Raw genomic sequence first — 13,459 nt, forward strand, 5'->3', positions numbered from 1 at the left:
CAGGTCAGCGTGTTTGACAACGATCTCTTGCGGCAGATCGCTAATGCGCTTTAGCCTGTTCGCACTCAAGCGCATTAGTGCATCGTGAGTTTCCGAAGGAGACATGGGTTGTCGGGCAAGCGGGTGCCGGCGCGCCGGCCGACGATGAAGGACATCGCGCGGCGTGCCGGTGTCTCCGAGAGCGCGGTCTCCTTCGCGCTCAACGGCCGCCCGGGCGTCTCGGAGGTCACCCGGGACCGGGTGCGCCGGGTCGCCGAGCAGCTGGGCTGGCGGCCCAGCACCGCGGCGCGCGCGCTGTCCGGCGAGGGGGTGGCGACGGTCGGCTTCGTACTGGCCCGCCCCGCCGACACCCTCGGCGTGGACTCCTTCTTCCTCCAGCTGGTCTCCGGCATCCAGGAGGTGCTGGCCGAGCGCCATCTCGGGCTGCTGTTCCAGGTGGCGCAGGACGTCGGCGAGGAGTGCGCGGTCTACCGCCGCTGGTGGGCCGAGCACCGGGTGGACGGCGTGCTGGTGGTCGACCCGCGCAGCGACGATCCGCGGCCCGCCCTGCTGGACGAACTGGGCCTGCCCGCCGTGGTGATCGGCGGCGCGCCGGACGAACGGCACCCGGGCCTGTCCTCGGTGTGGGCGGACGACGCCGGGGCGATGGCGTCGGTGGTGGACCGGCTGTACGCGCTGGGCCACCGGCGGATCGTGCACATCGCCGGGCTGCCGGGGCTCGCCCACACCGAACGCCGGGTGCGCACCCTGCGCGCCGAGGCGCGGCGGCGGGGCCTGGCCGGGGTGGAGTCGGTGACCACGGACTACTCCGACGCTGAGGGCGCCGCGGTGACCCGCCGGGTGCTGGAGCGCTCCCCCGCGCCGACCGCCCTCGTCTACGACAACGACGTGATGGCCGTCGCCGGGATCGCCGCCGCGACGGGGCTGGGCTGCGCGGTGCCCGGCGACGTGTCGGTGGTGTCCTGGGAGGACTCGGCGCTGTGCCGGCTGGTCAAGCCGTGGCTGTCGGCGCTGTCCCGGGACAGCGTGGAGTTCGGCCGCACGGCGGCCCGCGAGCTGCTCGCGCTGCTGGACGGTGGTCCGGCGCGGACCGTGCGGGTGCCGGTGCCGCGGCTGATCGAACGGGACAGTACCGGGGCGGCACGCGAGTGGTGAGGGCGACCCCCTCGACGCGGCGCGCGCGGCAGGGCACAGTGGCGCCTGTACTACTCACCGGTAATCACCGCCGTCCGATGTCGAGGAGCTGCCCGTGACCAGCTGGGTCGGTCTGTCCGCCGCCGAGATCGCCGCCGCCGTCCGCGAGAAGCGGGCCACGCCGCGCGAGGTGGTGGCCGAGCATCTCGCCCGGATCGACCGGCTGGACGGGCGGATCGGCGCCTTCCGTACAGTGCGCGCGCAGGCGGCGCTCGCCGAGGCCGACGCCGTCGGCGCCCGGGGCGATCTCGGTGAACTGCCGCTGGCCGGCGTGCCGGTGGCGGTGAAGGACAACCTCGCCGTGCGCGGCGAGTCGATGCGCGTCGGCTCCGCCGCCACCCCGGACACACCCGGCGGGGCCGACCACGTGACCGTGGCCCGGCTGCGCGCGGCGGGCGCGGTGGTCGTGGGGCTGACGCACGTGCCCGAACTGTGCGTCTTCGGTACGACGGAGGGCGTGCACGGCACCTCCCGCAACCCGTGGGACACCTCCCGCACGGCGGGCGGTTCCTCGGGCGGCAGCGCGGCCGCGGTCGCCGCCGGCTTCGTGCCCCTGGCGCTCGGCAACGACGGCATGGGCTCGCTGCGCATCCCGGCCGCCAACTGCGGCCTGGTCACGATCAAGCCGGGGCGCGGGGTGGTCCCGGCCGGCATCGGTGAGGGCGACTGGTTCGGCATGGCGGAGAACGGCCCGCTGGCCACGACGGTCGAGGACGTCCGCCTGGCCCTGTCGGTCCTGGCCGGCGCCGACGCCGTACGGCCCCCGGCGCCCGGCGCCCGGCGCATCGCCATGTCCCTGCGCAGCCCGCTCGCCGGGGTCGCGGTGACGGCGCCGTACAGGGCGGCGGTGCGTGCGGCGGCCGGGCTGCTGGCGCGCGCCGGGCACACGGTACGGCGCGCCGAGCCGCCGTATCCGCTCACGCTCGGGGTGACCGCGCTGGCCCACTGGACGGCCGGCACCGCCGTCGACGCGGCCGGCCTGGACCGGCGGCTGCTGGCCCGCCGCACCCGCGTCCACGCGGCCGTCGGCCGCCGCTTCCTGAACACCGTGCGCACCGGGCGGGCCCGTGAGCAGCTGAGCGAACGGCTGGAACCGTTCTTCGCGCACTACGACGTGCTGCTCACGCCCGCACTGGCGCGCCGCTCCCCCGAGGCCGCGCCCTGGCACGAGCGGGGCTGGCTGCGCAACATCGCCGCCAACACCTCCTACTCGCCGTTCACCCCACCGTGGAACCTCATCGGCTGGCCGGCCGCGACGATCCCGCTCGGCACCCTGCCCTCGGGCGCCCCGACCGCCGTACAGCTGGTGGGACGGCCCGGTACGGAGGCGGAACTCCTGCAGCTCGCCGAGCAGTTGGAGGGGCTGCTGCCGTGGCGGCGGACCGCGCCGCTGGACGAGCCGCCGGCCTAGCAGACACGGTCACCCCGCGGTGCCGAACGGATTGTCCATGACGTAGCACCACAGGCCGTCGTGCCCGCGGCGCGCGACATCGGTGGCGGTGCCCTCCAGGTGGACCTGTGTGCCGTCCGGACCGGGGCCGTCGATGACCCAGTCGACGACCAGCAATGCGAGGCAGCCTGCGACATACGTGTGCCGGGTGCGGACCGTGATCGGTATGCCCAGTGCCTGGAACGCGATGTTGGCGACCCTGCGGTCCGGGCCGGTCACCGCACCCTGCGCGAGCGCGGTCTGGTCGAGCTGCACCGGCTGCCCGGCTTCCCCGTCCGCACCCGCTGCACGCTCACCCCCGCCGGGCGCGCCGTGCGGCCGCTGCTCGTGGAGCTGTACCGCACGGGCACCGTGCTCGCCGGCCACGAGCCGAGGGCCTAACGGCACAGGTCGTCGCCGAGGGCGGTGCGGGCGTAGTGGACGATGCGGCCGGTGCGGGTGCGGGTGAGCAGGCCCGCGTCGTAGAGGACCGTGAGGTGCTGGCTGACCGCGCCCGGGGTGACGCCGAGGCGGTGGGCGAGTTCCGTGGTGGAGGCGGGTTCGGCGAGCAGGAGCAGCAGGCGGGCGCGGGGGCGGCCGAGGAGGCGGACGAGCGCGTCGTCCGTGACCGGCGGGGGCTGCTCGGAGAGGAGGGCGCGGCCGCGGGCCGGATAGGCCAGTACCGGCGGGCGTGACGGATCGATCGTGGGCTGGGCGCCGCGGGCGAACAGCGTGGGCAGCAGGACCATCCCGCGCCCGGCGATGCCGACGATGTCGGTCCACGGGGCGGGGACGGTGAAGTGCTGGGTGGACAGCCTCAGTCGGCCGTCGTCCCAGGTGAGCCGGTCGTCCAGCCCGGACAGCATCGCGGCGGTGCCGTGCTCGGCGAGCACCCGCCCCCGGTGGGCGAGATCCGCCTCCAGGACGGCCTGGACGCGCGGCCACCAGTCGTCGGCGAGGCAGGTGTGCCAGTACTCCTCGAGGGCGTCCACGACCCGGGTCAGCAGCGCCGGCGGGTCGGTCAGGCCCCGCGCGATGACGGGCGGCAGGGCGTCCTTCGTGCGGTAGGTGGCGCGGAAGTCGGCGGCGACGACGTCCGGCGGGGTACGGCGGAGCGTGGCGAGTTCGTCGGCGACGGCGGGGCGGGCGCGGGAGGGCCGCGGGGTGAGGAAGTCGGGCACCCACAGCCAGGGCGCGGACAGGGCGGTCAGCGTCTCGTGGTCGAGGGCGGCCAGCCGCGGCCGGATCCGGCGCAGCCACGGCCGGTGGTGCGGGTAGCGGGCCGGGTCGTGCAGACAGCGCAGCGAGAACACCGTCTCCTGCAGCGGGGAGTACGCGAAGGAGGTGGTGGCGAGGTCGCCGATGCCGAAGTGGAACTCGATCATTGAGCGCCACGCTAAATCAATGCCGCACGGGTCCGGCGACCGGGTTCCCTGATCCGCATGACCACGACACGCCCCGTTCCGGAGACCGGCCGCGCCACCCGGGCCGGCGGACTGCTGCCCACCGACCCGGCGTTGCGCCTGGCCACGGTGCTGACCGCCGTCAACTCCCTCGGCAACGGGCTGTACTTCCCCCTCGGCGTCCTGTACTTCACGCGCATCGTCGGCCTGGACGCGACCGCGGTCGGCGTCGGTATGACGGTCGCCGGACTGGTCGGTGTGGCGGCCGGCGTGCCCGCCGGACGGGCCGCGGACCGGTGGGGCGCCCGGCGGGCGGGCGCGCTGCTGTGGGGCGGTACGGGTCTGGCGACGGCCGCGTACACGCTGGTGCACTCCTACGCCGGCTTCCTCGTCACGGTGATCGTGGCGACGGGTTTGCAGATGGCGAGCCGCGGGGTGCAGGGCGCGCTGTACGCGGACGTGCTGCCGGCGGCGACCCGGGTGGAGGCGCGGGCGTATCTGCGGATGGTGACGAACGTCGGCATGGGGGCGGGTGGCGTGCTCGGTGCCGTCGCGCTGCAACTGGACTCGCGGGCCGCGTACCTGACCGTGATCGTGCTGAACGCGCTGTCGTTCGCGGGACCGGCCCTGCTGGTGCCCCGGCTGCCGCTGGCCGCGCATGTCGCCGAGCGGGGTGCACCGGACGGCGGTGCGCCGGCCGGCAGCCCCTGGCGGGCGGTGCGCGATCTTCCGTTCCTGGCGGTGACGGTGCTGAACGCGGTACTGGTCGTGCAGTTCTCGCTGTCCGAGGTCGGGCTGCCGCTGTGGATCGTGGAGCGGACGGGGGCGCCGCGCTGGACGGCGGCGCTGCTGATGATCGTCAACTGTGTGCTGGTGGCACTGCTCCAGGTGCGGGTGGCCCGGCGCACGGCGGGGGTGCCGGTCGCGGTGCGGGCGATGGCCTGGTCGGGCCTGCTGCTGGCCGCGGCCTGCGCGGTGTACGCCGTGTCCGCCGGGCTCTCGCCCCTGTGGGCGGTGCTCGCGCTGACCGCCGGCTCGGTGGTGCAGGTCTTCGCCGAGGTGCTGTCGGCGGCCGGCGGCTGGACCCTCGGCTACGAACTCGCCGACGCCCGCGCCCACGGCGTCTACCAGGGGGTCTTCGGTACGGGCATGTCGGCGGGCATGATGGCGGGCCCGGCGCTGGTCACGGTGACCGCGATCGCCCACGGGGCGCTGGGCTGGGCGGTGCTGGGCGTCCTGTTCGCCCTGGCGGGGCTCGCGGTGGCACCCGCGGTGCGCTGGGCCCGACGCGACGGCGACTGGCGCGGGGAGTCGGGCTGAGAAAGCGGGTCCCAGCGGCTCGTGCGGGCGCGGCCCCGGGTGCGCCGCCGGGGCGAAGGCTCCGGGGTGCCGGGTGGCCGGCTACAGCGCCTTGTACATGATGTGCAGTCCCACCGGTCCGTGCCGGGGATGCTCGAAGGCCTCCGGGACGGTCCCGAGGATCGTGAAGCCGAGGGACTGCCACAGGCCGACGGCCGGGTTGGTCTCGACGACGGCGTTGAAGACCATCCCCCGGTAGCCGTGGGCCCTGGCCTCGGCCAGCACGTGTCCGGCGAGGGCGCGGCCGATACCGCGGCCGCCCTGGCCGGGGTCGGCCATGAAGCCGGCGTTGGCGATGCGGGCGGCCGGGCCGCCGTAGTTGGGCGTCAGATACGCGGAGCCGACGACGGCTCCGCTCTCGTCCTCGGCGACGTAGACGCGTTTGGCCGGGCTCATCCACAGGGCGCGGGCCGCTTCCTCGGTGGTGTCCGGGTCCCAGGCGTAGGTCTCGGCGGCGGCGACGATGCGGTGCCAGAACGGCCAGATCTGCGGCCAGTCCTCGGCCGCGGCTTCTCTGATCAGCATGGGCGTGAGTCTGACACGCCCATGCCTCTCGGCGATCGCGATGGTCCTGCCCGGAGCGGGTCAGTCCACGCTGGGCAGGATGTGCGGCTCGGCGAGGTCGTCCTCGTATCCGGCGAGGCGGATGGGGGCGGACCGGGCCCACACGTCGAGGCTGCCGATCTCTCCGGGTCGGCGGCCGGCGCGCTCCGTGCGTTCCTTGGGGCGCTGCTCGCGATTCGTCTTCTCTGGTGTCACCGCGCACTCCTTATGTGTCGGTCACCCGGGGGACGTACGGGCCATACTGCGGCCTGTTCTTCGACGCCCGCTCGGGTCTGTCTCAAGGCGTTCGGACGCGGTGGCGTCGACAACTGGCAGTGGATCAGGCCGTGGTGGACCGGCTTGTCCCATGACGGACGATGGGTGTGGGTGGGACCCCGTTGCGCTGTCCGTCCGCTACAGATTAACCAAATGAGCGGGGCCCCGCTCGATGGGGCTGAAAATTTGGGGTAACCATGGCAAGTCACGCACATGTCCCCGTTAGGGAATTCAACCCCTTTGACCGGTTTGACGCCTTTTATCAGTCACTCGATCGGCCTATGTTCCCGCGCGGGTCTTCGACTTCGGCCGACAGTTCACGTGCCGTTGGCTGAGCGATGGGCCGGCCATGCTCTGCTGACGTGCCGGTACCGGCTGTCTCGCGGGAGGACACGGGAGGACAGGCGCATGGAACTGCGCAGCGTCGAGGAGCTGATGGATCTGCTGTACGCCTGCCGGGGCGTGCGGGACCTGCCGCCGGCGCGCACCGCCGCCCCGGCCGATCTGCACGACCACGCCCTGCGCACCGCGGCGCTGCTGCGCCGGCGCCGGCCCGCCGACAAGGAACTCCAGGTCGCCGGGCTGGTGCTCGCCGTGGGACGGTTGCTACGGCCCGGGGACGCCACCGGCGGCGCCGAACGGGCGGCCGGGGCGGTGCGCTCACTGCTCGGCGAGCGGGTCCACGACCTGGTGCGCGCTGTCCCGCGCGAGGCCGCCGCCGCGGACGACGCGCTGCTCGCCCTGCGCCAGGCGGACGAGGAGGCGCGCACCGACGCACTGGACGGCGGGGTCCTGGAGGACTGGCGCACGGTGCTGGAACTGCTCTGCGCGCACAACGCCCGGACCGGCGCCGTCGACTGAGCCGGCGCAACCCCAGGGACGCGCTGTCACCACTTGCCGGGCGCGTAGTCCTTCAGGAAGACGCCGTACAGGTCCTCGCCCGCCTCGCCGCGCACGATCGGGTCGTAGACCCGGGCCGCACCGTCGACCAGGTCGAGCGGCGCGTGGAAACCGGCCTCGGCGAGGCGCAGCTTGTCGTAGTGCGGGCGCTCGTCGGTGATCCAGCCGGTGTCGACGGAGGTCATGAGGATGCCGTCGGCGTCGAACATCTCCTGGGCGCTGGTCCGCGTGACCATGTTCATGGCGGCCTTCGCGGCGTTGGTGTTGGGGTGCCCGGCTCCCTTGTAGCCGCGGCTGAAGACGCCCTCCATCGCGGAGACGTTCACCACGTACGCCCGGCCGCTGGCCGCCTTCTTCGCGGCGTCCGCCATCGCCGGGCGCAACGCGCTGATCAGGATGAACGGGGACGTGTAGTTGCACAGCTGGGTCTCGAGCAGCTCGACCGGGGAGATCTGGTCGATGGTCTGCACCCAGGTGTTGGTGTCGACGACGTCCGGGACGAGACCGCCGGCGTCGATGGCGGTGCCGTCCAGGTGCCGGGCGACGCTGGCGTTGCCCGCGACGAGGGCGAGGTCGGCGACCTTCTGCGCGTCCAGACCGCTGGCGCCGATGGGCAGTGCCGCGATGCCGTCGACCGCGCCGGAGTTGAAGGCGCCGATCACGTGGTGGGCGGGGAGTTCGCCCGCGGGCAGCGGGGCGCTCTCGCCCTCGACGAGTGCCGCGTAGGCCGAGGGCAGGCGGCGCACGGTCTGCGTCGCGTTGTTGATCAGGATGTCGAGCGGTCCGGCCTCGGCGACCTGCTCGGCCAGGGACACGGCCTGCGCCGGGTCGCGCAGGTCGATGCCGACGACGTCGAGGCGGTGCAGCCAGTCCGCCGAGTCCTCCATCGCCTTGAAGCGGCGGATGGCGTCCTTGGGGAAGCGGGTGGTGATCGTCGTGTGGGCGCCGTCGCGCAGCAGGCGCAGCGCGATGTACATGCCGATCTTGGCGCGGCCGCCGGTGAGCAGGGCCCGCTTCCCGGTGAGGTCGGCGCGCGCGTCGCGCCTGGTGCGGTTCAGCGCGGCGCACTCCTGGCACAGCTGGTGGTAGAAGTAGTCGACCTCGACGTAGCGCTTCTTGCAGGTGTAGCAGGAGCGGGGGCGCTGGAGTATCCCCGCGATCCGGCCGGCCTCGACCTTGGAGGACGGCAGGATGCCCTCGGTCTCGTCGTCGATGCGCTCGGCGGAACCGGTGGCGGTGGCCTCGGTGACGGCGCGGTCGTGGGCGGTCTTGGCGGCGCGGCGCTCCTGGCGGCGGCGCTGCTTGACCGTGCGGTAGATGTGCGAGGTGGCCCGGCGCACCGCGATCGCGTCGGGGTGGTCGACGTCGATCCGGTCGAGCTCCTCCAGCACGCTCAGGCACACGGCCAGTCGCTCGGGGTCGATGCCGGGCCCGTACACCACCTCGTCCGTGGTCGTCGAGCCGTCCTCTGTCACCGTCATCGCGCTGCCGATCCCTGGTCTGGTCCCGCGGCGCTCCAACCGCGCCCGCTGTCGAACGCGGAATTCTAACGGAGCGCCGCACCCGGAAACCAAACGCGCGGGCTCAGTCTTCGCACGCTGTGAGCAGCGTCTCCACCTCCCGGGTCAGCGCCGCCGCGAACCGGTCGAGATCCGGTACCGCCTCGGCGTCGGCGACGAGGCCGTAGTGGACCCGGCCCTGATACGTCGAGACCGCGACCGCCAGGGACTGACCGCGGGCCAGCGGCGCGAGCGGGTGCACCGCGGTGAGCGGGTTTCCGCCGAGCTTCAGGCTCAGGCTGGGCAGCGGCACGCTGGTCACCAGGATGTCGAACCACAACCTGGCGGCCTGCGAGACCAGCGGCCCGCCGAGCCGGTGACCGAGCGCCGGGACGTGGTCGGCGAGCAGCGCGACCGCCCCGGCGCCCCGGCCCGGGCCGGCGTCCTTGTTGCGGTCCATGGCGACGCGGACCGCGGCGAGCCGGCCCAGCGGGTCGCTCTCGCCGACCGGGAGCCGTATCAGATACCCGGAGAGCCGGTTGCCCTGCGGGTGGGCGGTGCGCGGGCGGCGCTTGGAAACCGGGATCAGAGCGCGGGGCGCGACGCCCTCGCTGCCGTCGCCGCGCTCGTCGAGCCAGGTGCGCAGGGCGCCGGCGACGACCGCGATCAGTACGTCGTTGACGGTGCCGCCGACGGCCTTGCGGATACGGTGCACGTCGTCCAGGTCGAGGACCACTCCGGCGGTGCGCCGGGTGCCCGACGGCTCGGCGGTCAGCGCGGGCGTGCTGCGCATGGCGAGCGTGGACGCGGCCACCGAGGCGCCGATGTCGAGGGCGCGGCCGACGTCGGACAGCGCACCGGACACCGCGCCACGCACCAACGAGGGCAGCCGGCGCACGTCGGGCAGCAGTTCGCGCGGCGGCTGAGCGGGCCGGGGCCGGGGCTCGGGCATCTCGACGGGGTCGAGGATGGCGGCGGCCAGGCCGAGCGCCCGCAGCCCGTCGGCCAGGGCGTGGTGGAACTTGAACAGCACCGCGAACGACACCCCGTCGGCGCCGGGCAGCACATGCGCCTCCCACGGAGGCCGGTCGCGGTCCAGCGGCCGCTCCATGAGCCGGCCGGCCTCGGCGTGGAAGTCGGCGGTGGGGGCGTGCAGCCGGATGTGGTCGAGCGGGTCGAAGTCCGGCACGCCTTCGCGGACGGCTCCGCCGAAGGAGAACGGCGAGCGGGCCCGCAACGGCTGCCAGACGTCGCGGATCCGCATGCGCAGCCCGGGCACGGCCGCGGCGCGCGCGGCGAGCAGATCGGCCGCGTGCGCTCCCGCGGTCGGCGAGTGGGCGGAGAAGACACCGAGGGCGCCCAGGTGCATGGGGTGCTCGGCGGACTCGATGTTCCAGAACGCCAGATCGAGGGGTGCGAGCAGATCAGAAGTCAAGGGCTTGCCTCGCGTCGACGGACCGATGAGTCAGCAGTCAAACCCCTGCACCCGATTACGGTCAAGTACGATCAGGCTACGTACAGTTAACAGCAGATTAAGTCCCACCCTTCGAGTGACGGGTGGGACTCATGGGACATGAGGTCGGTTCGGTGCGGAGTGCTCCGCAGTCTCCCCCGCACCCCACCCGGACGGCCGCGGGCCGTCCGGGGGCGGCGGTCAGGACGCCGGGCAGCCGGCCACGGTCGCCCGGGACGCGTCATGGATCAGCGCCCGGTGTGCGGCGGCCAGCCGGTCGGCGTCCGGCTTGAGCACCCGGCGGTCGTAGGTGAGCAGCCCGTTCAGCTCACCCTCGACATCGGTGATCTGTGTGTACACGGCGCCGTTGCCGCCCTTGCAGGCGAGGACGTGGACCTCCGCGAGCTTCGCCAGGTAGTCGTCGGTGTACGCCGCCGGGTCGACATCGACGTAGGACTGCTGCACCGGCCAGGCGTGGCCCGGCACCGCGAGGCCGAGGCCGCCGTACTCGCCGCTGAGCAGGGCGCGTTCGCTGTCGGGGTGCGGCGGCAGGGCGGGGCTGGGGTAGCCGTGTTCGTCCATCACGTCGCCGGTGCCGCCGTCGCGGCCGAGGTTGAGCCCCGACATGCCGTTGACCAGCCGGGTCGGGTCCCACGCCTTGGCCTGGTCGGCGATGCGGGCCTCGTCGTACTGGCCCCAGCCCTCGTTGAAGGTGACCCACATGATCACCGACGGGCTGGAGACGTGCTCGTCGATGACCTGCTTCATCTCGCGCTCGTACTCGGCGCGGGCCGCCGCGCCCGGGTCCACGCCGGCCGTCATGGCGGGCATGTCCTGCCAGACCAGCAGGCCGAGCCGGTCGGTCCAGTAGAACCAGCGGTCGGGCTCGACCTTGATGTGCTTGCGCACGGAGTTGAACCCGAGCCGCTTGTGGACCTTCAGGTCGTAGGCCAGGGCCTCGTCGGTGGGCGCGGTGTACAGGCCGTCCGGCCAGAAACCCTGGTCGAGGGTGGCCATCAGGTAGACCGGCTTGCCGTTGAGGACCGTGCGGGGCACGCCGTCGATCGTCTGGACGCCGATGGAGCGCATCCCGAAGTAGCTGCCGACGCGGTCGGCGCCGACGGTCAGCCTCAGGTCGTACAGGAACGGGTCGTCGGGGGTCCACAGGTGCGGGTCGCGGATCGTGAGGGTCAGCGGGGCGCCGGCAGTGCCGTGCGCCGTGGCGACCCTGCGGCCGTGGGCGTACGCCGTCGCCGTGACCGGGACGCCGGCGCGCACCCCCTGCGGCTCGACGGTGAGCGTGCCGCGCGTGAGGTCGGGGGTGAGCTTGAGGGCGTCGACGTGGTCGGGGGCGACCGGTTCCAGCCACACGGTCTGCCAGATGCCGGAGGTCGGGGTGTACCAGATGCCGCTCGGGTCGAGGCGCTGCTTGCCCAGCGGCGGGTTCTCCCGGTCGGCGGCGTCCGTCGGGTCGTACACGCCGACGATGAGCTCCTGGGTGCGGCCGGGCTTCAGCGCGTCGGTGATGTCGGCGTTGAACTTGTCGTACCCGCCGCGGTGTTCGGTGACCCGGCGGCCGTTGACATACACCTCGGCCTGCCAGTCGACTGCGCCGAAGTTCAGCTGGAGCCGCCGGCCGGAGCCGACGCGCCAGTCGGGCGGGACGGTGAAGGTGCGGCGGTACCACATGCGGTCCTCGTGCCGTTCCAGGCCGGACAGCTGCGACTCGACCGGGTAGGGCACGGTGATCCGCTCGGGCAGGTCGCGGCCGGTGGGCGGCCGCTCCCCCGCCTTCGCCCCGGCGAACTGCCAGCGGCCGTTGAGGTTCAGCCAGGCGTCACGGGTGAGCTGGGGCCGCGGGTAGTCGTCGAGCGGGTGCGCCGGGTCGACCTGGTCGGCCCAGGGGGTGCGCAGCTCGTACGTCGAGCGGTTGGCGCCGCTGCTCCAGAACGCTGTGACAACGTTGCCGTCGGTGTCGGTCAGCCCGCCCGCTCCGTCGTAGCGGACGTCGGCGGTGCCGCGGGCGGTGCCGGTCCTGTTGCCGACGACGGGCTGCTCGAGTGCGACGAGCAGGGCCCGGGGGTCGCCCGGGTCGGGCCGTGCGGCCCCCAGCGGCCACGCGGCGCCGCCGATGACCACCTTCAGGTGACCGGTGAAGCCGGCCGGAGGCGCGGCCAGGGACTGGGCGAAGTCCAGCTTCAGGGTGCGGCCGTCGGGGAGTACGGTGGCGGCGGTCGCGCCGTCATAGTCGAAGCCGTCGGGCAGGCGCAGGACCGACTGCGGTACGGCCTCCTTGGCGCCGCCGGGCTCGGTCCAGCGCAGGTGCAGGTTGGAGCCGCCGAAGTGCTCGAAGTACTCGACCTTGAGGTCGTAGGCCTGGCCGGCGGTCAACTCCACGGGTGCGGAGGTCTGTTCGCGGTCCCAGTCGTCCACCCAGTGGTCGATGGCGAGGCGGCCTCCGACCCACAGGCGGAAGCCGTTGTCGCCGGTGATCGAGAAGGTGTGGGGGCCTGACTTCGCGGGGACGAGTCTGCCGGTCCAGCGGACGCTGACGTCGTCCGACTGCCCGGTGGTGAACTTCAGGCGCGGTTCGAGATCGTCGAAGTCGAGGGCGGGGTCGAACCCGGTGGCCTTCAGCTCGTGGAAGTCGAAGGCTCCGGGGGCGGACTGGGTGTAGTACTCGCCCTTGAGTCCGTGGACCTCGGCCGCGCCTGCGGCGGGGGCCGCGACGGCGTCCGGGGCCGCGGCCGGCCCGGCGAGTCCCAGGGCCGTGGCGAACAGGAGGGCGAGTGTCGTTCTGAGGCGTCCGGTGCGCATGAATCCTCCTTCGGGGGAAGGCGGGTGACGGCTCGTCGCATCGTGCGACCGCGCTTTTACATCGTTGTAATGGCGGTCGTTGGCATGACAGCACGGAATCCGCTCCCCGTCCAGGGACATGACAATCGCACGGGGTGCCGGGACCCGAGGGCGGCGCGCACAATGAGGTGAAGCCCTGCTCGTGGAAGAAGGCGACACAGATGCCGAAAGTTTCCAGGGAGACGGCCACCCAGGGCGGCGACTTCGGACCGGTCGTGGACCGTTCCGAGGCGCTCGCCGAATACACGGTGGACTTTCTGACGTTCCGCGAGGACGTCGACCACCGTCCGCTGCTCAAGGGCCTGCCCGACGACCGCTGCCAGTGCCCGCACTGGGGGTATGTCTTCCAGGGCGAGCTCACGTTCCACTACGCGGACCACGACGAGGTGTACCTGGCGGGGGACGCCTTCTACGCCCCCGCCGGGCATGTGCCCGTGCATACCCAGCCGGGCACCGAGTACCTCCAGATCAGCCCGTCGGAGGAGATGAGCCGCACGTCCGAGACGATCATGAAGAACTTTGAGGCGATGCGGGCGTCCGGCTGACG

At 73.2% G+C, this 13,459-nt stretch carries 12 protein-coding genes; 5 read left to right on the forward strand and 7 right to left on the reverse strand.

Annotated features, from left to right (window positions below):
• Positions 1 to 144: 144 nt before the first annotated feature.
• Entirely contained in the window at positions 145 to 1,155 is a 1,011-nt protein-coding gene (locus AB0J12_RS10645; protein ID WP_363264168.1) for a LacI family DNA-binding transcriptional regulator, read from the forward strand.
• A gap of 94 nt (positions 1,156 to 1,249) precedes the next feature.
• Positions 1,250 to 2,605, forward strand: coding sequence for an amidase (locus tag AB0J12_RS10650; protein WP_363263892.1), 1,356 nt, complete (start codon positions 1,250 to 1,252; stop codon positions 2,603 to 2,605).
• A 9-nt stretch (positions 2,606 to 2,614) separates the two neighbouring features.
• On the opposite strand, the gene AB0J12_RS10655 is transcribed toward AB0J12_RS10650, so the two are convergent.
• Together AB0J12_RS10655 and AB0J12_RS10660 are read right to left on the reverse strand one after the other, a co-directional pair.
• Positions 2,615 to 3,010 (reverse strand): DUF4440 domain-containing protein, encoded by a 396-nt coding sequence (locus tag AB0J12_RS10655; protein WP_363263893.1) that lies wholly within the window; start codon positions 3,008 to 3,010, stop codon positions 2,615 to 2,617.
• A gap of 11 nt (positions 3,011 to 3,021) precedes the next feature.
• Positions 3,022 to 4,008 carry a DUF5937 family protein gene (locus tag AB0J12_RS10660; protein ID WP_363263894.1) on the reverse strand — a complete coding sequence of 329 codons (987 nt, stop codon included), beginning with the start codon at positions 4,006 to 4,008 and terminating at the stop codon, positions 3,022 to 3,024.
• 57 nt (positions 4,009 to 4,065) lie between these two features.
• Here AB0J12_RS10660 and AB0J12_RS10665 point away from each other — a divergent pair, with 57 nt between their 5' ends.
• Entirely contained in the window at positions 4,066 to 5,346 is a 1,281-nt protein-coding gene (locus AB0J12_RS10665) for an MFS transporter (protein ID WP_363263895.1), read from the forward strand.
• Positions 5,347 to 5,427: 81 nt separating this feature from the next.
• Here the strand turns inward: AB0J12_RS10665 and AB0J12_RS10670 are convergent, their stop codons facing one another.
• On the reverse strand, positions 5,428 to 5,910 hold the full coding sequence (locus AB0J12_RS10670) for a GNAT family N-acetyltransferase (RefSeq protein ID WP_363263896.1): 483 nt from the start codon (positions 5,908 to 5,910) through the stop codon (positions 5,428 to 5,430).
• A 60-nt stretch (positions 5,911 to 5,970) separates the two neighbouring features.
• Positions 5,971 to 6,144 (reverse strand): hypothetical protein, encoded by a 174-nt coding sequence (locus AB0J12_RS10675; protein WP_107082809.1) that lies wholly within the window; start codon positions 6,142 to 6,144, stop codon positions 5,971 to 5,973.
• Between the two features lie 468 nt (positions 6,145 to 6,612).
• On the opposite strand from AB0J12_RS10675, the gene AB0J12_RS10680 reads away from it, so the two are divergent.
• Entirely contained in the window at positions 6,613 to 7,065 is a 453-nt protein-coding gene (locus tag AB0J12_RS10680) for a hypothetical protein (protein ID WP_363263897.1), read from the forward strand.
• 26 nt (positions 7,066 to 7,091) lie between these two features.
• Here the strand turns inward: AB0J12_RS10680 and AB0J12_RS10685 are convergent, their stop codons facing one another.
• The 3 genes from AB0J12_RS10685 to AB0J12_RS10695 all read right to left on the reverse strand — a co-directional run bounded on the left by AB0J12_RS10685 (position 7,092) and on the right by AB0J12_RS10695 (position 12,873).
• The gene (locus AB0J12_RS10685) at positions 7,092 to 8,585 is read right to left on the reverse strand and encodes an SDR family NAD(P)-dependent oxidoreductase (RefSeq protein ID WP_363263898.1); all 1,494 of its coding nucleotides are present in this window, start codon (positions 8,583 to 8,585) and stop codon (positions 7,092 to 7,094) included.
• 103 nt (positions 8,586 to 8,688) lie between these two features.
• Positions 8,689 to 10,038, reverse strand: coding sequence for a wax ester/triacylglycerol synthase family O-acyltransferase (locus AB0J12_RS10690; RefSeq protein ID WP_363263899.1), 1,350 nt, complete (start codon positions 10,036 to 10,038; stop codon positions 8,689 to 8,691).
• A gap of 219 nt (positions 10,039 to 10,257) precedes the next feature.
• A complete protein-coding gene (locus AB0J12_RS10695) occupies positions 10,258 to 12,873 on the reverse strand; it encodes a PA14 domain-containing protein (protein ID WP_363263900.1) in 2,616 nt (871 codons plus the stop codon).
• Positions 12,874 to 13,073: 200 nt separating this feature from the next.
• Here AB0J12_RS10695 and AB0J12_RS10700 point away from each other — a divergent pair, with 200 nt between their 5' ends.
• Positions 13,074 to 13,457: a hypothetical protein gene (locus tag AB0J12_RS10700; protein ID WP_363263901.1), complete on the forward strand. Its 384-nt coding sequence runs from the start codon at positions 13,074 to 13,076 to the stop codon at positions 13,455 to 13,457.
• Positions 13,458 to 13,459: the final 2 nt, after the last annotated feature.

Origin of the sequence: Streptomyces sp. NPDC049915 (assembly GCF_040656475.1) — a bacterium.
Classification (GTDB): domain Bacteria; phylum Actinomycetota; class Actinomycetes; order Streptomycetales; family Streptomycetaceae; genus Streptomyces.

Excerpts from the sequence above, each read along its gene's own strand:
- AB0J12_RS10665 (WP_363263895.1), top strand. The coding sequence starts at position 4,066 with ATGACCACGACACGCCCCGTTCCGGAGACCGGCCGCGCCACCCGGGCC.
- AB0J12_RS10645 (WP_363264168.1), top strand. The coding sequence starts at position 145 with ATGAAGGACATCGCGCGGCGTGCCGGTGTCTCCGAGAGCGCGGTCTCC.
- AB0J12_RS10680 (WP_363263897.1), top strand. The coding sequence starts at position 6,613 with ATGGAACTGCGCAGCGTCGAGGAGCTGATGGATCTGCTGTACGCCTGC.
- AB0J12_RS10660 (WP_363263894.1), bottom strand. The coding sequence starts at position 4,008 with ATGATCGAGTTCCACTTCGGCATCGGCGACCTCGCCACCACCTCCTTC.
- AB0J12_RS10695 (WP_363263900.1), bottom strand. The coding sequence starts at position 12,873 with ATGCGCACCGGACGCCTCAGAACGACACTCGCCCTCCTGTTCGCCACG.
- AB0J12_RS10700 (WP_363263901.1), top strand. The coding sequence starts at position 13,074 with ATGCCGAAAGTTTCCAGGGAGACGGCCACCCAGGGCGGCGACTTCGGA.
- AB0J12_RS10685 (WP_363263898.1), bottom strand. The coding sequence starts at position 8,585 with ATGACGGTGACAGAGGACGGCTCGACGACCACGGACGAGGTGGTGTAC.
- AB0J12_RS10670 (WP_363263896.1), bottom strand. The coding sequence starts at position 5,910 with ATGCTGATCAGAGAAGCCGCGGCCGAGGACTGGCCGCAGATCTGGCCG.